This is a genomic window from Vibrio atypicus, from assembly GCF_009811315.1.
GTDB classification, from domain to species: domain Bacteria; phylum Pseudomonadota; class Gammaproteobacteria; order Enterobacterales; family Vibrionaceae; genus Vibrio; species Vibrio atypicus.
In genome coordinates this window covers 328,459-347,297 of sequence record NZ_BLID01000004.1, presented here as the reverse complement: position 1 = coordinate 347,297, position 18,839 = coordinate 328,459, and the positions used below count along the sequence as shown (strand labels likewise).

Genomic DNA, 18,839 nt, shown 5'->3' with positions numbered 1-18,839 from the left:
GAGCGTCAAGGCTTTGTTGTATCTGCGCCATATACTCCATTTGGTGAATGGACCAGCCAGATATTAAGCAGTTTAAGTAATTTATCTGGATCTAAGGGTTTAGTCAGGTAATCATTGGCTCCGGCCCGGATACATTTTTCACGATCCTCTGGCATTGACTTGGCCGTCAGAGCAATAATAGGCAAATGCTCAAATCCGCTCATGTTGCGAATATGCTGCATGGTTTCATAGCCATCCATTTCCGGCATCATAATATCCATCAGCACCAAATCGACCTTGTCTCCGCCTTCCAGAAGTGACAGCCCTTCTTTACCGTTATTAGCTATCGTACAGTGGATACCGTGCTCCTCAAGAACGGATGTCAGGGCAAAAATATTGCTGATCTGGTCGTCAACTACCAGCAGATTTTTATTGTTCAGTACATCATTGGAATTAAGTTGATCAAACAGAATACGGAGCTGTTCTTCTGGCAATTGCCTACTGATCTGATGCAGGAAAAGGCTGGTTTCAATAAGAAGGGCACTGCGGCTCATAACTGGCGAAACTGGGTGCTGCTCCGCCACCTGGTCAACCATTGCCTGTAGTGGTTTGGTCAGAGGCTCATTACTGTGAATGATCAAAGGTGTCGTTAAACTGTCACTCAACCCGTCGATAACCTGCTGAATAAACGAAATATCGGTTGCCTGGCTGATGTTTAATACTATGCAGTCATAGGTTGTGTCTTGAGCCATCTTTATCATCGAATCGGTGTTTTCGCAGGTATCTATTTTTAATCCCGGCGCGGTGAGGAACTCCGACAGAGAGGCCGTCATCGCTGTTTTTTCTGCAATGATCAACACTTGCGCCTCAGCCTTTTTGATGCGTGAGGAAAATGCTTCCATTATCTGTTTTGCGGTTTCATCATCAATAGGTTTGAAGGAAGAACCGATAGCCCCCATTTTTACCAGTTCTGGGTTGCGCAGCTTGTTGTAGTCTTCGGTCAGTACATATACAGGAATATGTCGTGTTTTAATATTTGCCTTGAGCTTCTCCAAGACCAGAGTCCCGTCTACACACTCAGCATCTTCCGACATGATAATCGCAGTTGGGAGCAGTTCCTCAGCAAACTGAAGGCCTTTACCACCATCGAAAGCGGTAACAACATTGAAGCCGGTTTGCTCCCCCTGTTTTTTCAATTGAGCATGAAGCTCAGGATTACTCTCGATAATCAAAAGACGGCGTTCCGCAAGCTGATCTGTGTCACTAATGTCTACACTAGAATTCTCAAACTCAGAGGCGGCCGCAGATACTTCCTCATCAAGCAGAGCAAATTCTGCTGGGATATGGGCTTTTTGCAGCTCAGTCAAGCCTAAGGAATTGGAAGCTTCATTAGTATTGGCGGCAGCGGGAACATCCCTTTGCGCCGTAAAGATATCTGAAGATGAGTCGTGGCCTAATTCGGGGCCGATGAGTTCTAGCGGCAAGTAGGTGTACATGGTTGTACCAACGCCAACCTTACTGGTCACAGTAATATACCCACCGAGCAATTCAATCAACTGCCTAGAAATGGACAATCCCAGCCCGGTGCCTCCGTATTTACGGTTGGTATTTCCGTCCCCTTGGGCAAAGGCATTGAACACCGCATTCAGCTTGTCACTATCTATGCCAATTCCGCTATCAGCAACTTTGACGCACAGCATGTCCTGGTGGACTTCCTTACCATCAGAGTCTTTTATGCCTTTGTTAATGCGTTCTATGACCAGTTGCACTTCGCCTTTTTCGGTAAATTTAAAGGCATTTGACAGTAGGTTAATGATCACTTGCTGGAATCGCTTCGGATCGGTCTTAATCGTTGTCAGGCCGCTGTCATTACGTGTAGTGAAGGCCAAGCCCTGCATGTTGGCTACTTCGATATAGCGTTGGTAAAGATTGGTCAGGAAGCTGTCCAAGTTCATATTTTCGATGATGACATCAAACTTACCCGCCTCAATTTTTGACAGGTCAAGGACGTCATTGATTATCGAAAGAAGATCGCTTCCGGAGCGGTGGATTACTGTCGCGTACTCAATTTGTTTATCAGTCAGGTTTTGCTCTTTGTTCTCTTTTAGCAGGTTGGCAAGAATCAATAGGCTGTTAAGAGGACTGCGTAGCTCATGCGACATATTGGCTAAGAATTCTGATTTGTATTTGCTGGACTGCTCCAGCTCCCTGGCCTGGCGTTCAAGGTCCTGACGTACCTTTTGCAAACTGAGATTTTGGTTACGTAACGTGGCTTGCTTATCTTCTAGCTCGGCTGCTTTTTGCTTGAGCTGCTCATTTGACTCGCCTAACATTCCTTGTTGCTGTTCTAGCTGAGAAGCTTGCAACTGACTCTGGCGTAACAAGTTGGTCATAGTGTCACGCGAGGTAGAAACTCTCATAGCAATACCAATACTGGGAATTACTTGTTCAATAAACTCAAGTTGTCCTCGCGTCATCGGCTGGTTATGTCCAATCTCTATCACCCCTTCCACATTGCCTTCATAAAGCAAGGGAGCAACGACTATGTAGGCGGGGGTAGTATGCGAAGCCGCCGATTGGGCAATGGGTAATCGCTCATTAAGTTCTAGATTCCGTTCAATTATTTTCTTCTGGCTCATCGCTTGGCCTACCAATCCCTCGCCAGGGTAGAACACCATTCCACGTCCATTTTCTCCGTGTTCTACAAGTGCGCCATAGTGAGACATCAGGTGCAACTCCTGACTTGCTTCTGTCCCTTCGGCAGTGTGAGTGCGGTAAACAAAGCCAACTGAGGCGCCTAGATATTCACAAATGAAATCGACAGTGTTTTTAGCCATCTGGGCAAGCGGTAATTCGCCACTGAGTTTCTTACTCAACTCCGATATTCCAGATTTGAGCCAGTCTTGCTGGGCGTTGCTTATGTTTGCTCTTTCAAGATCGTCCACCGCTTTCGTCAGGCTGTTGCGTACTTCTTCAAATTCAGAAAAATAACTGAGTCCACCCGCTATTTTAGAATCAGGATCAGACAGCTTTTTAAGTGTTGGATCGATATCTACTTTGAGTAAATTTCGTGCCTCAGTAATATCATTATGAGACAGTGATTCTGTGATTCTGAGAACCTGTATTAGGGCGGAGCCAATCATATTACTAACACCGAAGGCAATCAAAAAGCCCAAAACAAGTGAAAATAAGGTCACTCCGATCAGCACTGCGACTGTACTGTCCATACTGTTCACCAGTTTAGCCAGCGCAGTTTTGGCATCAGTTTGTTCCTCATTGGCTGCGGTTGTCAGCAAATGGTCCACCTCTGCATAAATCGTCCGCTCCAACTGATCGGTAGTGGCAATCGCATCTTTTTTGGTCTGGGGATCATAACGTTTGAAAATTACGTCAGACGTATCTTCAAGGTCATCAAACAGCTTCCTAATTTTGTCTAGATTCTCTTTATCGCCTTCTTCTATTTCCAGTGTGGTTAGCAAATTAAAATAAATGAGAAACTCATCCGCATAGTCGTCGTACGCATCTTTTTCGTCGATTTCGCCACCAACATATTCAGCTAATGAGGAGAGCATATCACCAGACTGGTCAAGCAGTTCTAGGTAGTAGCGCAGGCCCGGAATATCATCACCGATAGCCTGTTCCAGCGTAGTGGACTCCAATGCCTCCCGGTAATCATTTTCTGTCAATTGATCGAGCAGGACTTCAAGCTCCGCGCCTTGATTATCTTCCAGGTCATCGACGGCTTTCAAAGCCCATATCTCTGCCAATGGGTCGTAACTCTGGAAGACAGATCGATTGACCTCACTGAAGTATTCGTCGACCAGTGCACGAATGGTAGAAAGGCGCTCCAGACTTTCTATGCTGCCTACTTCCAACCGAGTGACCCTGTCTAGAGCGATACCGAAGTTTTTATAGGCCTCACGGAAGTCTTCCTGAATACCCTCCGTCTCTCCTGACAGGTATTCGAGCACATTGGTCTGCATAATGCTGACGTTTTTACCCATATCCAGGTAGAGAAATGCACTCGGCACGTCATCCTCTTCAACACCAGTAGCAATGGTTTTGGCACCGCTTAAGAAATACCAAGCCAATCCGCAAGTAAGTACCAGCAGAATAATGACCAGACCAAAACCACTTAGCAGTACTGTTTTGAGTTTTCTTTCTTTGCCGATAAATAACATTAATCAGGCCTCTTTGAATTCTCAGCATAAGCCTTCAGCCAGTCTTCCATTTCCTTTTCGGGAAGAGGACGCGAGTACAGATATCCCTGAAAATAGTCCGAGTTTGCGTGACGGAGAAATTCGGCTTGCTCCTCGGTCTCTACACCTTCTGAGATCACTTTTAGATTGAGGTTGTGAGCAAGATCAATGGTGGCGGTGATAATACACTCGTCATCCTTGTCCTTTCCTATATCTTTGATAAAGCTACGATCGATCTTAAGTGTATTGATGGGTAGACGTCGCAAGTAACTGAGTGAACTGTAACCAGTACCAAAATCATCGATAGAAATACTCAGTCCCATGGTTTGCATCATGCGGAGAGTCTCTATTACTTCCTCTTGGTCGTTCAACAGCAGTGATTCAGTAATTTCTATCTCAAAATGATCCATCTCCAGCCTGAATTTGTCCTTTATCTCCATCAGTTGATCAATCACCAGCTTGTTTCTAAATTGAACCGAGGAAGTATTTAGGGCTATACGTGCTCCTTGCGGCCAAATCCCCTGATCTATCCATGCTTGGAGAGCCTTAAATGCTTGGGTGTAGATTTGAGTACTCAACGGAATAATGAGCCCAGAGGTTTCAGCGATAGGAATAAAATTGTCCGGAGATACGAAACCACGAGTGTCGTGAATCCACCGGGCTAATACTTCCACAGCGACTAACTTTTCGTTATGGGAATCTATGATGGGTTGAAAATGGCAGCATAGCTTGTTTTCCAATACTGCATTTTTAAAATCTCGCTCCAGATGAGAATGTTGAACAGCCAAATCCTCAAATGTGGGGTCAAACATGGCAAAACAGTTTCGACCCATATTCTTAGCTTGGTACATGGAAAGATCGGCCGCCTTAATAAGAAATTCCGCATCTTCCCCATACTCTGGATGCTCGACTATCCCTATACTGCCACTAGTAAGAATAGAGTGATTCTTTAGCTCAATCGGTTTAGATAATACCTCGAGCATTTTTCCAGCCATGACAGTAGAATCGAAATTGCCGTCTTCGTCTTCAAACAGCACCCCGAATTCATCTCCTCCCAACCGAGCAAATAGGCTGACTTTTCTGCTATAGGATAGAAGTCGTTGTGCGAGATTGACTAATAATTCATCACCAACAGAATGGCCGAATTCATCGTTAACTTTCTTAAAATGGTCTAGGTCAACAAACATGACTATCAGTCGATGACCGTTTCTTTTGCAGCGGTTAATCGCGTTATTTAGAGCCTCTTTGAACAGAATTCTGTTTGGCAGTTTGGTTAACGGATCATGAGTTGCCATGTACAGGAGTTTTTCTTCATTCTGCTTGCGTTGAGAAATGTCATGAAACATTAACACGCCACCGCCCTTATCACCGGAGCGAAAAGTCCCGAAGGAATAACTGCAGGGAGTACATTGCCCTTTTTCATTGGCTATCTTGGCATCATTTTCACGGATAGTGTCACCTTGAAGAATCGCGCGACGAAAAATACTGTTTTCCCAATCAAGCTTGTCACGTAATGCTGGATGATCGAGCAGCATCAGGATGCTTTTATTGATGAGCTGGTTTGAGTCTACCTTAAGAATCTCTTGTGCCGCTGGATTACAAAAATTGATAAGGCCGTTATCATCTACCGCAATGATGCCGTCTTGCGAATAGTTCAACAGCAGATTTTTGCTTTCTTCCAGAGCCTTTGTTTTTTGGAACAGTCTTTCTAGAGCGCGCTTATTTTGTTCCAGGTCAACAAAGACCTGTATTTTGGCCAGCAGGATTTTTGCATCTATCGGCTTACAGATGTAATCGGCAGCACCTGAGTCAAACCCCCTATGTATATAATTGAGGTCTTTATGGATTGCTGTGATAAAAATTACAGGCGTGTGGCGGGTCTTGGGGTGTTTATGTATCAACTGAGTGGTTTTGAACCCATCAAGCACCGGCATCTGGACATCCATTAGGATTAAGCAGAAATCGGAGTCTTTGATAAGAATATGCAAGGCTTCAGTGCCGGAAAGGGCTTTGACAACATCGACATTCATGCCGCTTAGTAGCTCTTCTAGAACAAATAGGTTCTCTTCCCTATCATCAACAATCAAAATTCGGGATGCGGGTTGAATCTTTGAAGACAAAGCTGGGGTCATATTCTTATATTCTTTATAGGTAATGACTGTTACGGTTCGACAAGAAAATTCATCGAATACGGAGAAGTAATACTAAAGTTAACTTTTCTCACTTCACATTGTTAACGTAGACCAGTTTGTTTCATTTCAACAGCTATCATTGCAAAAATGACAGTTGTTACAGGTAGTACCTATGAAGGACGCTGCGGTCAAAATTACACAGCCACCGCTCTTAATTGGCTTCGGTTATTTGTTGAGCTGAGGTGATGATAGTAGCGTCTCAGAGCTTACTTTTTGGAAGCCGCTCTATGTTTTACTCGGCGGTTTTGTTTCGAGTTGTGTTGCAAACTCAAATTGCCTCGCAAGTTAATCATTGTTTCAATTAATGCTCGTGCGGATTGTTCATCTATCTCATACCCTTTTTCCAGCAATAATGACAAGGAAAAAAGTGCTATGAAAAGTACCATCTATTTAGCGTCAGCGATCTGCGCAGTTATCGCCTCTGGTGCATCTGCAACGATGAACATCCAACCCGATCCTCTTAACCCAACTGGCTATGTTGTCTCACGCGGTGATATTCAAGCGGCAGAAGCTTCAAAAACATCAGACCCTATGTATCAAGTTTGGTCTCAAGCATTACGTACTGCACCAAATACATTAGTAGAAGCAATAGACGCAGGCCTTGCATCTAACCCTGAAAACGTCAAACGTGCTGAGCGTGTTTTTCCTAGAGCTGAGTGGGACTTTCTAACGGGCATGGCAGCCCCAGAATATACCTATACACGTTTTTTGCGTGCCATCGGTAAGTTCCCTGCGTTCTGTGCTGAATACACTGACGGTCGTGATTCAGATGCTATCTGTAAGCGTTCAATCGTGACGGCATTCGCTCACTTTGCTCAAGAAACTGGCGGCCACATTGCGATTGATAATGTTTCGGATAATCCACTTGGACTAGAAGAGTGGCAACAAGCCTTAGTACATGTTCGCGAAATGGGCTGGTCAGAAGGTCAAGAAGGTTACACAACAGGTTGTGGTCAGAACGATTGGCAAAACAAGAAGTGGCCATGTGCGGCAGGGCAAGGCTATTTTGGCCGCGGAGCAAAGCAGCTTTCTTATCACTTTAACTATGGTGCTTTCTCTGAAGTGATGTTTGATGGCGATGCTACAGTATTGCTAAATAATCCGGGCTTAGTCGCTGACTCATGGCTTAACTTAGCATCTGCGATTTGGTTCTTCCTGACGCCGCAGGCTCCGAAGCCAGCCATGCTGCATGTGATTGATAAAACGTGGACACCTTCACAGCGAGAGATTGATGCGGGTATTGGTTACGGCTTTGGTACCACAATCAACATTATTAATGGTGGTATCGAGTGTGGTGAGCAAAACAAAGACAAAGGTCAGCCAGTTAATCGTATCCGTTATTGGGAAGGGCTATCTTCACATTACCAGATTCCGATTGGTACCGATGAAAAGAACACCTGTTGGCAGCAAACGCCTTACGGTAGCTTGAATCTAAATGGCGCAACAGATGTGTTGTATACCAACTGGGACGGCAACTGGAAGTACTACGCCGATCGCCCAGGTGGTTACTCGTTTGAGTGTGAATTGGTTGGATTCCAAACCGCTTATTCTGCTTTGGTTCCGGGAGATTACGAGAAGTGTGTGACAAACTTATATGGTTCACACTCTAGCTGGCCAGAAGTTCGAGTGGTGGAGAAACTGGATCCTGTTGATCCCGGTACTGGCCCAGGAACGGGTACAGATTGGGATGCAAACAAAGTTTACACTGGCGGCGAAGAAGTCACTTACAAAGGTGCAACGTACAAAGCGAAATGGTGGACTCAAGGCGACGATCCAAGCTTAGGTGGTCCATGGGAGCTCATTGCAGGTACACCAACTGAGCCAACTCCAGATCCAGTTCCAACACCGACGCCGGATCCAGAGCCGACTCCAACCCCAGATCCTGAACCAACACCTACACCAGATCCAACCCCGGTTCCTGATACCTTTATTCAATGGCAGCCTGGTGTTTCTCAAGTGGCTAATGGTGACAAAGTGACGTATTTAGGCAAATGCTTCATAGCTAAGAATGGCCCGGGTGTGTGGGAGTCTCCAACACAATCCAACTGGTTCTGGGATGAAATTGCTTGTCAGTAAGAACTTTGTTCCATAATTAACCCACAATAGAGGCAGTCTGATAGATTGCCTCTATTTCTATATGATTTGAATGATTTTTGTAATCTTAGATTGCAATTCCATGATCTAGCTTTTTTGTTGAACAAGATTAAACTTCGCGCGTAAAATTTATTAACTTTTTTGAAAGGTGCGCAAAATGTCAACAAAACTGGCAAACCCGGCTCCACTGGGCCTTATGGGTTTCGGTATGACGACCATCCTGCTTAACATCCATAATGCAGGTTTTTTCCCAATTGATTCAATGATCCTGGCAATGGGTATTTTTTATGGTGGTCTTAGCCAAGTTATCGTTGGCATGATGTGTTTTAAACGCGGCGACACTTTTGGCACTACAGCATTCACTTCTTACGGTCTTTTCTGGCTAACATTAGTTGGTCTTATCGTAATGCCATACATGGGCTTACCAGCAAGTCCAGCAAGCTTTATGGGTTGGTACCTACTATTATGGGGCGTGTTCACTGGCTTCATGTTTATTGGTTCACTTTGCTACCCAGTTGCTAAGCAAGTTGTATTCGGTTCGTTGACCATTCTTTTCTTCTTGCTAGCTGCTCGTGATTTCACTGGTAGTGAGCTTATCGGTACCATTGCGGGCTTTGAAGGCATCTTCTGTGGCGCGAGCGCTATTTACTTTGCGATGGCACAAGTTCTGAACAACGAATACGGTCGTACGATTTTGCCTATTGGTGACAAGAAGCCAGTCGTACAAGTTGAGCTTGAGCAAGTTGCAGCTTAATAAAGAATATTGAGTATTGGTTTAGCTAGCCTGATAGCGCCAGTACAGAGATATATGGGAACAGTAATAACAAAGGGGTTAGCCATCGGCTAACCCCTTTTTTTACCACTGCTTTTTATTATGTCGTGCTTATGTTGATGGTTGATCTACAGGCTCAGACGTTACTTCTGATGAAGGTTCTTTACCTGTCTTACGACGGTATTTGTCTTCCCAGTAGTCAGCGCCTTTGATACCAAGTTTTACAGGGTTAAAGGTGTACTCTTCAACGCCTTGCTTCTGTTGCTCTTCATAATCGTTTAATGCTTTCAAAGCTGGTTTTGACATGAAGAAGATGATCAGAATGCCGACAATGTTCAGCCAAGCCATAAGACCAACACCCACATCACCCATCGCCCATGCTAGGTTGGCCGTCTTCACTGTGCCATAAAATACAACGGCAATCAGAGCGACTTTAAGTGCGAACATTAAGCCGTTAACCTTGAAGGTACGGCGGATGTAAGCGATGTTGGTCTCTGCAATGTAGTAGTAGGCCAGAATCGTTGTGAAAGCGAAGAAGAACAGTGCAATTGCGATAAATGGTTTGCCGATACCTGGAAGTGCGCTTTCAATTGCCATCTGTGTAAATACAGGGCCGTTTGCAGCGATGTCAGCAGATAGGTTTTGAATCAAGAAACCTTCTGCGCCATGAACGTTGTATGCACCAGTGATGATGATCATGAACGCTGTCGCTGAACAAACTAGCAAAGTATCAATGTAGATAGAGAAAGATTGAACCAGACCTTGTTGCGCTGGGTGGTCAACACTTGCTGCTGCCGCTGCGTGAGGACCAGTACCTTGACCCGCTTCGTTTGAGTAAACACCGCGCTTAACACCCCAACCGATAGCGGCGCCCATGCCTGCCATTGGCGAGAAGGCATCACTGATGATCATCGAAAACACGCGAGGAACTTCGCTGATGTTCAGAAGAATAATAACGAATGCCGTAATGATGTACGCCAGAGCCATGAATGGAACGACGATCTGGGTGAAGTTCGCAATACGCTTAACACCACCGAAGATGATGAAAGCCAAAATGACAGAGATAACCGTACCAGTAAAAATCTTAGCAAAACTGAATGTGCCTAATCCGGTTTCAATCATTGCGCCAGAACCAAATGCCGCTTCAACTGCGTTACCGATACTGTTTGATTGAACACCAGGTAGTAGGAAACCACATGCGAAGATTGTCGCGATAGCAAAGATCCATGCGTACCATTTTTGGCCCATCGCTTTTTCAATGTAGTATGCCGGACCACCACGGAATTCGCCGTTGTCTTCTTCTTTGTAGATCTGAGCCAATGTCGATTCTGCGTATGCAGTCGCTGCGCCAAAAAACGCCACAACCCACATCCAGAAAACAGCACCCGGTCCACCGAAACCGATCGCCGCAGCAACGCCCGCAATGTTACCAGTACCTACACGACCAGACAGCGAAACTGCCAACGCCTGGAATGATGAGATACCTTTTGATGAGCTTTTCCCCGAAAGAAGCAAACGCCACATTTCACTGAAGTGACGAACTTGAACGAAACGAGTCATGATCGAATAGAACAAACCAGCGCCGAGGCACAGATAAATCAGTACCGGACTCCAAATGATTCCATTCAGAAAATCAACAAATGACTGCATATGTATTTCCCTGTTTATTGTTTGTAATGGTTGTTTTATGAGCAGGATATTACCCTTTCTGTAATGCGTTTGTTAATAGATTTATTCTTTAAAGTTAATTTGCGTGAGCTTTGGCACAAAATGCTAAATAAATGTTAAAAGCTAAACTAATTAATGGTTTTGTAGGTAATTGGTAGGATTTGTTTGCGAACAGGTGGGCAACTCCGGCGATATTTTGTATATCGACGGAGTTTTTGGGCTATTGATATGTTCGGTATAGGGTGGGTATTTTAGTGATAGTTACTATGAATAATATCTCGCCGTACTAAGTTCTCTATATAAGGTGTTTTTTTCAGTAATAATTTGAGTGAGGATATCGGCTGATCCACAAGCCATTGTCCAACCCAATGTGCCATGTCCCGTGTTGGTAAACAGATTGTTTATGGGGGTTTCGCCGATCACTGGTGTTCCATCGGGTGTCATAGGTCTAAAGCCAGTCCAATATTCCGCTTTTGATAAATCACAGCCTTGAGGGAAAAGTTGACTAACGACATGATTGAGCGTTGCTAGGCGTTTGTCTGGTAGCGCGGGATCAAACCCTGCTAGCTCTGCTGTGCCTGCAACGCGAATTCGTTGATCAAATCGTGTTACGGCAACTTTATAAGTCTCATCCATAATCGTGGATTGCGGAGCGTTTGCATCGTCTAGTACTGGAAGAGTGAGTGAATAACCTTTTACCGGGTAAATAGGGAGGTCAATATCTACCGAGGCTAGAAGGTGCTTTGAATAACTGCCAAGTGCGACCACAAAACTGTCTGCTTCGATGCTACCTTGATCCGTTTGTACCGCAGTGATTTGGTTTCTTTCTAGCTCAAAGCCTAACACTTGAGTATTGAAGAGGAACTTAACACCGGCTTTTTCGGCCATCTTGTGTAGTTGCTGACAGAATAGGTAGCAGTCGCCAGTTTCATCATCCGGTAGATAGAGGCCACCGACTAAATCGCCGCGCATATTCGCCAATCCTGGCTCCTGTGTTAAGCACTGTTCTGGAGTCAAGAGTTGGTACTTAGTACCACTCTCTTCGAGTAGTACCATATCTTTTTCAACCGCTTGCAATTGCTGCTCTTTACGGAATATTTGTAAGGTACCTTGAGTACGCCCTTGATATTGCAGATTATGCTCTTTATTTAACTGAGCTAAACACTCGCGGCTACGGTTAGCGATGGTCAGCATACGAGCTTTGTTGATTCGGTACTTTTCTAACTGACAGTTCATCAGCATTTTACTCGCCCAATTGGCGAGTTCAGGGCTTAGAGATGGCTTGATCTTTAATGGAGCGTGCTCTTCAAACAACCATTTAATGGCTTTCGCCGGAATACCAGGCGCCGCCCATGGAGAGGAATAGCCATAGGAGATTTGTCCTGCATTAGCAAAGCTAGTCTCTTCACCGGCACGAGGCTGGCGATCAACGACAGTAACGTCACAGCCTGCTTGAGACAAATACCACGCGCTGGTTAACCCGACCACGCCACTGCCTAATACGACAACTTTCACACTTCACTCCACAAATTAGAATTTTCGCCAAGCATGTTGGATTTACATCTGCTTAACAATCGATAAGAATTAATATCACCCTTTAGAAAAAATAAACGCTTATGAAGTCAGCACTCCTGCATGGAATTAACTTGATCTGTATTGTTTCTCGTCACAGCAGTCTTACCAGTGCTGCGCGTGAGTTAAGTTTAACGACTGGTGCTGTGAGTCAGCAGTTGCATGCCATCGAGGAACGGTTAGGTTTTACTGTATTTGAACGCCATGCGCGCGGTATTCGATTAACAGAGCAGGGGAGTCAGCTTGTTGAATCTGTTGCTCATCATTTAAGCGCGATTGAAGAGAACATTTATCAGATCACGCGTGTGTCTGAGAGCAAGCAGATTCGCCTAAAACTGACTCCGTCATTGGCGTTTAAGTGGTTGGTTCCTCGACTTGAAGATTTTCAAAAGCAATATCCTGATGTTCAAATTCACACGTTTGCTGAGGGGGCGTTAGTTGATAGTGACAATCGAAATTTCGATATAGCAATTGATTATGGGCCAATGCCTTATAAGTTAAAAGACGCTGAGTTGCTGATGGAAGAGTCGTTATTGCCAGTGATGAGCGCGAGTTATTATCAACGGCACAGTCAGCTATTAAGTCATCTAGACACTTGGCAACGGATTACGTTATTGCACGATGCAATGCCGTGGCAAGGTGCGCCCAAAGATTATGAATGGCTATATTGGGCGTCGCAGAACCAGCTCGAATTTGAAACCAATCAAGGTCACTTTTTTAATCGAACAGATATGGCTATGTCGGCTGCGGAAGCAGGTGTTGGGGTTGCATTAGCACGCATGGCTCTACTCGGGGATGAGATTGCTAAAGGTCGCTTAGTCGCACCGCTCGAACCGATTAAGGCAAATGCCGGTTATTTTGTGATTACCCATGTCGATAACCCTCACACTCGATTATTTAAACAGTGGCTTCGACAACAGGTAGTTAGTGATAAAAATATAAAATAGTCTGGCAGCACCATATGCACCCACTACACTTATAAGTGGTTAGTGAATGACAATACACTGGCATTTGGGGCAGCGCATATGAAATCTGAACATGGCCAATGCAGCTATCAAAATCCTGATGGCTGGTGCTGCGATCAACCGTGTGGAGAGTCCGGGCTTTGTTACTGGCATGATCCTAAAATCGATAAAAGCAAAGATGACGTAAAAAAGAAGGTTGAGCAATGGGCCGCAGCGGGTAAACCTCTCGACGGATTTCAGTTGGCAAGAACAAACCTGGTTGACATTGATTTGGTTAATCGAGGATGTAAAGAAGGCTTTTCATGTCGTGACGCGGATTTTTACCGTGCCGATTTAACCGATGCGCATTTCTTCGGTTTAGATTTACGTGGTACTTCAATGATGAAATCAAAGCTGGTTGGTGCGAATTTACACTGTGCCAAGCTGGATGACTGTAATTTGTTGGGGGCCGAACTCTCTCGTGCGAAGTTAGAGAACATCGAGTGGGGGGATTGTCTAAAGCAAGAAAAAGAGGCTCGGTATGCATTAAGGAAAAAAGGACGTAAGCAAGCGATCATTTTATGCCAAGAGGCAGAAGAAGTGTGTCGAAACATACGTAAGCAGTGTGAAAAGCAAGGCTTGTTTGAGATGGCGGGTGATTTCTTTAAACGAGAAATGCGTTTTCGGCGTTATCAAATGCCTAGGCTCAGTGTGAAGCGAATCATTTCTAAGCTGGTGGATCTCTTCTGCGGTTATGGTGAAGATCCAGCTCGAGTTGTGGGCTTTTCTATTTTTCTCATTTTGATATGCGCACTTGCGTATTTCTTCTTGGATACGACAGGGGCTCATCCTATTTACGAAGGGGTTACGGGTTGGCAGTTCTATTTGTTAGAGTTTTTCAATTCCCTCTACTTTAGTGTGGTCACCTTTACCACTTTGGGTTATGGGGATATCTCTCCCGTCGGGGTCGCGCGGTTTATAGCCGCGTTTGAAGCCTTCTTAGGCAGTTTTACCATGGCGTTATTTGTGGTGGTGTTTGTAAAAAAAATGACGCGCTGAAATGATTTAAGAGTGAATAAACAAAAACACCAGCCTTTAAATTAGGCTGGTGTTTTTTAATTCTATAGAGCTTAAAGTCAATTAAGCAGCGCTAGCAAACTGCTCTAGAAAGGCTTCTTTGCGAGCATTGAAGCGCTCTACTAAGTCATCAACAGAAGCTTGATCATATGGTTTAAGACCGCTTGCAACCATACGCTTCAGACCACGACCAACCACTTGGCCGTTTTCTTTAAAGATGAAGTTCAGTGTTACTAGGCCGCGTTTGCCTTCTACATCGAACGTCGCGCCTGAAAACTCCACTTCAGGGTGCGTGAGATCTAAGTGGTCAAACTCGACTTCCATGCTCTCGTAGATCACTAATGGACGCTGACAGTTGATCATCATCTGCTGCTCTTCCATTAACGGCACCATAATGTGCGGGAAGTTCATTCCGGAGAATTGCACATAGCTAGTCACAACGTGTTCGATAAAATCCGCATTAACGCTTTTTTCACCTTCACGCGACATGTGTAAGTACTCTTTACCGTTGGCATCAACAACAGAGCTTTCTTTCTCACATTTGTTGTCGACAGACAGCGCAACACCGTTGTTCACCATTCCTGAAAAATCAAAGCGCATCTTTTGGCTGATGCCCTCTTTGCTCAGTAGTACGGCAAACAGCAAATCACCAGGCACACAGAAGCGTTTATTGTCTTCGTCATGGATTGGGTTGAAGTCACCCGCAACCTTTTTAGCAAAGTAACTTGCTTGCTGGCGAGTGAATTGAAACTGGTCGCTATCTTGCGAGAAATACGGTGTCAGAAACATACTTTTATTCATGTGGCTATAACTGGAGCGAAGTATACATGAAGGTTCATGGTTAAATGGTCTATCCAGATGCTTTGGTCGTTAGATATTTAAAAATAATAAAATTGTGCGAATTTTGCTCACCTGGCTAATACTAAAGTAAGAAACTGAACGAGTATAGAACTTCTTATTGTTCATCGGTGCAGGGAGGCGAGATGCAACAGAATCATTGGATTTTGGCAGTGGGCTTAATGTGGCCGCTGTCGGGGCAAGCAATTGTAGCGGGTAATCAAATCGACCAAACTGAATACAATAATGAGTACAGCTATATGGTGTCAGTCGGTGCGAGTGTGTTTGCAGAAGATCACTTTTGTGGTGGGACAATTATCGCAAGCCAATGGGTACTGACTGCTGCGCACTGTTTGGTCTCTTCTGGAGCGACTCAAGAAGACTCTGAAGATAACCCTGATAATATTACCCAATATGACGTCGCCAAACCGATTGAACTATCTATCACTGCCGGCGTTGCTGATCTTGAAGATGCTGCTATCAGTAACCTTTACCGTGTTACTCATGTGGTGATTCATCCGGATTACTTCCCAACCGCGACGGCCAGTTCGACCGCTTACCAAAATGATATTGCTTTGTTATATGTCGAGAGGGCATTTTCTGGAACACCAATTACATTGGTAGATGCCACTCGCTATACGGAGTTACTCACTCTAGAACCTTTGTGGGATCCTGCAAACCCTCAACTAAATGTAAAAGTGGTGGGTTGGGGAGATGGCGATGCAACTGAGCCCGATCCTGCTTTTGGGGGCAGTGATTCAACTCTCGATGAAGTGGACGTTTCTTTTAACCCTATTGCAGATTGTTATGCTCGCGTTGAAAGTGGGCGTGACACACCGCTTTATATTGCTTCTACCACAGATGCCAGTAAGCTTTGTACCATGTCGACGTTGGTCGTTCTCAATGATCAAGATGAATCGTACGGAAATGGTGCCTGTGAGGGGGACCCTGGTGGCCCACTGACGTTTGAAGCCGCTGATAGCAATACCTATCAAGTTGGTATTATTAGTGCCAGCCCTGTCAGCAATACGATTTGTAGCTCTCCGACGATTCCCGCTTGGTACACCAATGTAAATAGTTACTTAACGTGGATCGAATCTTATACCACTGCCACGAGCCCACCATCTGAAGTGATCACTAAGCCTAACTTTATCACCGCAGCAGAAACGCCCGATGTCGGTGTTGGTGATGAGAGTGAAGAGGAGGAGGCACCAAGTCAGCCTTCAAGCTGCTCTGGCACACCAGTGAGTGTTGGCGGAGGCACGACCGAGCTGGGCTGCTCTTCAAGTGGAGGAGGAAGCGGTGGTGGCATGGGCTCAATAAGTCTACTGGGTTTAATATTGCTATGGAGAAGACGAATTAATCGATACCCATTCTAAACCCTTATTTAAATGGTGCGACTTTTTGGGCAAGTCGCACCACCTTATACCCACTCATCAGCAATAATTTCGTCGTCTTTATATTGATTCGAGAAGTGTTCAATGAGTGCGGCTAAATGCTCGCCGGTATCACACATGGTATTGGCAACCAGATCTTCTGAAACATGAATAGCGCCGCCTTGAGGCTGAGCGTTTGGTGTCAGGGCGACCGGAATAATAAATTTATCTTTGCTTGATTTGTGATGTTGTTTGAACTGGCGAGCGAAGTGGTGCGTTTGTTCTATCAATGCCGGGCTATGTTCACTGCTTTGGTGATCAATAGAGACCACAAAAATTAGCCCGCGATACAAAATCACACTGCTAACAAATTGGTCGCTATTTGGAACAGCAAAGCTCACAAAGATATGACCTGCGAGGTGAGGCAGTTGATTGAGGCTAGCTTGGAGCAATTGGCAATTCTGGCTTACGAATGATTGCTCTGTTGCTGGGCATTGAGCCAAAAAGGTCTCGAGGTTGGTCGTATTTGTTGGGCGACAGAACTCTAAAAGAGAACAAGAGAGTGTGTTTTGCATGTTTGATGAGCGACTGAATTATCTAATTATTGCCGCAGTATAAAGAGCGCCATTGAGCTTGGCTAATAGTGATGGAGCAAAGTGTGCACTACTATGCGCACTACTAATAGATTGATGAATTCGCAGCCATATATTCGGTAAAAATGAATGTGAGTCCATCCACATATTTGCATAAATAATCAGCAGGCTTGATTGGAATGCGGTTTATTGGGTGAATATTGTTCAATCTGTTTTTAGCAAGGAAAGCACATGAAAGACGAAACACTCTCGATTCATTTTGGCTACGAAACTGACCCAACGACCAAATCTGTTGCGACACCAATCTACCAAACTGTCGCTTATGAATTTGATAACGCGCAACATGGTGCCGATCTGTTTAATTTGGAAGTGCCAGGAAATATTTACACGCGCATCATGAACCCGACCAATGATGTATTGGAAAAACGCATGGCGGCACTGGAAGGGGGAATCGCAGGTTTGGTTGTAAGTGCCGGTAGTGCAGCCATCAACTACGCCATCTTAACGTTGGCTCAATCGGGCGATAATATTGTTTCTACGCCGCAGCTTTATGGTGGCACTTATACGTTATTTGCCCATATGTTGCCAAACCAAGGTATTGAAGTTCGGTTTGCGAAAGATGATAAGTCAGAAAGCCTGGCTGAGCTTATCGATGAAAACACTAAAGCGGTTTACTGCGAGAGTATCGGCAATCCGGCAGGTAACATCATAGACCTAGAGCGTGTCGCAGACTTGGCTCATGCTCAAGGTGTGCCTGTCATCGTTGATAACACAGTCGCGACTCCTGCTTTGTGTAAACCCATCGAATTTGGCGCGGATATCGTGGTTCACTCATTAACTAAATACGTTGGCGGACACGGCACAACCCTCGGTGGCATCATCATTGATTCGGGCAAATTCCCATGGGCGCAGCATAAAGATCGCTTCCCGGTTTTCAATCAACCAGAACCTTCATACCATGGTGTGGTCTACACCGAAGCATTTGGTGAAGCGGCCTTTATTGGCAGAGCGAGAACAGTGCCACTGCGTAATACCGGTGCTGCACTTTCACCAATGAACTCATTCATGTTGCTGCAAGGGTTAGAGACATTGTCGCTACGCATGGAAAGGCACACGGAAAACGCGCTGAAGGTAGCAGAGTATCTTAACCAACACGATAAAGTCAGTTGGGTGAGCTACGCCGGTCTGCCAAGTTCAGATCACTACCCATTGGCGGAAAAGTACATGCAAGGTAAGCCGTCGGCGATCTTGTCGTTTGGTTTGAAATATGGCTATGAGGCCGGAGTGCGTTTTTACGATGCATTGCAGATCTTCAAGCGTTTGGTCAACATTGGTGATGCAAAATCACTCGCTTGTCACCCGGCCTCGACCACGCACCGTCAGCTTAGTGAAGCAGAGCAAAAACAAGCAGGTGTTGCACCAGAGATGATTCGCTTGTCGGTCGGCATTGAACATATTGATGATATTTTAGCGGATCTTGAACAAGCGCTAAGTGCCTAATTACGTGAGATAGAAAAGCAACACTCCCGATATTCA

The 18,839-nt window shown here is 45.1% G+C and carries 12 protein-coding genes; 6 read left to right on the top strand and 6 right to left on the bottom strand.

The features are described 5' to 3' along the window. Positions 1-5: 5 nt before the first annotated feature. Both GVO60_RS11110 and GVO60_RS11105 read right to left on the bottom strand, forming a co-directional pair. A complete protein-coding gene (locus tag GVO60_RS11110; protein ID WP_159653919.1) occupies positions 6-4,160 on the bottom strand; it encodes a response regulator in 4,155 nt (1,384 codons plus the stop codon). Then, positions 4,160-6,310 carry a two-component system response regulator gene (locus GVO60_RS11105; protein WP_159653916.1) on the bottom strand — a complete coding sequence of 717 codons (2,151 nt, stop codon included), beginning with the start codon at positions 6,308-6,310 and terminating at the stop codon, positions 4,160-4,162. Before GVO60_RS11105 ends, GVO60_RS11110 begins: the two co-directional genes overlap by 1 nt. 432 nt (positions 6,311-6,742) lie before the next feature. Here GVO60_RS11105 and GVO60_RS11100 point away from each other — a divergent pair, with 432 nt between their 5' ends. After that, complete coding sequence (locus GVO60_RS11100; protein ID WP_159653914.1) at positions 6,743-8,446, top strand: chitinase; 1,704 nt, start codon at positions 6,743-6,745, stop codon at positions 8,444-8,446. 175 nt (positions 8,447-8,621) lie between these two features. Next, complete coding sequence (locus tag GVO60_RS11095; RefSeq protein WP_159653912.1) at positions 8,622-9,218, top strand: acetate uptake transporter; 597 nt, start codon at positions 8,622-8,624, stop codon at positions 9,216-9,218. Between the two features lie 129 nt (positions 9,219-9,347). Here GVO60_RS11095 and GVO60_RS11090 read toward each other — a convergent pair whose 3' ends face one another. After that, positions 9,348-10,886, bottom strand: a complete 1,539-nt coding sequence (locus GVO60_RS11090) for an alanine/glycine:cation symporter family protein (protein ID WP_159653910.1) — start codon at positions 10,884-10,886, stop codon at positions 9,348-9,350. 282 nt (positions 10,887-11,168) lie between these two features. Next, the gene (locus GVO60_RS11085) at positions 11,169-12,419 is read right to left on the bottom strand and encodes a D-amino acid dehydrogenase (protein ID WP_159653908.1); all 1,251 of its coding nucleotides are present in this window, start codon (positions 12,417-12,419) and stop codon (positions 11,169-11,171) included. A 101-nt stretch (positions 12,420-12,520) separates the two neighbouring features. On the opposite strand from GVO60_RS11085, the gene GVO60_RS11080 reads away from it, so the two are divergent. Together GVO60_RS11080 and GVO60_RS11075 are read left to right on the top strand one after the other, a co-directional pair. Continuing rightward, a complete protein-coding gene (locus GVO60_RS11080; RefSeq protein ID WP_159653906.1) occupies positions 12,521-13,423 on the top strand; it encodes a LysR substrate-binding domain-containing protein in 903 nt (300 codons plus the stop codon). Between the two features lie 78 nt (positions 13,424-13,501). Further along, positions 13,502-14,479, top strand: a complete 978-nt coding sequence (locus GVO60_RS11075; RefSeq protein WP_159653904.1) for an ion channel — start codon at positions 13,502-13,504, stop codon at positions 14,477-14,479. 81 nt (positions 14,480-14,560) lie between these two features. Here GVO60_RS11075 and GVO60_RS11070 read toward each other — a convergent pair whose 3' ends face one another. Further along, positions 14,561-15,286, bottom strand: a complete 726-nt coding sequence (locus GVO60_RS11070) for a DUF3581 domain-containing protein (protein WP_159653902.1) — start codon at positions 15,284-15,286, stop codon at positions 14,561-14,563. Between the two features lie 194 nt (positions 15,287-15,480). Between GVO60_RS11070 and GVO60_RS11065 the strand changes: the two genes are divergently transcribed. Next, a complete protein-coding gene (locus tag GVO60_RS11065) occupies positions 15,481-16,713 on the top strand; it encodes a S1 family peptidase (protein WP_159653900.1) in 1,233 nt (410 codons plus the stop codon). 44 nt (positions 16,714-16,757) lie between these two features. Here the strand turns inward: GVO60_RS11065 and GVO60_RS11060 are convergent, their stop codons facing one another. Next, complete coding sequence (locus GVO60_RS11060) at positions 16,758-17,285, bottom strand: hypothetical protein (protein WP_159653898.1); 528 nt, start codon at positions 17,283-17,285, stop codon at positions 16,758-16,760. 249 nt (positions 17,286-17,534) lie between these two features. Between GVO60_RS11060 and GVO60_RS11055 the strand changes: the two genes are divergently transcribed. Further along, entirely contained in the window at positions 17,535-18,803 is a 1,269-nt protein-coding gene (locus GVO60_RS11055) for an O-acetylhomoserine aminocarboxypropyltransferase/cysteine synthase family protein (RefSeq protein ID WP_159653896.1), read from the top strand. Positions 18,804-18,839 lie beyond the last annotated feature (36 nt).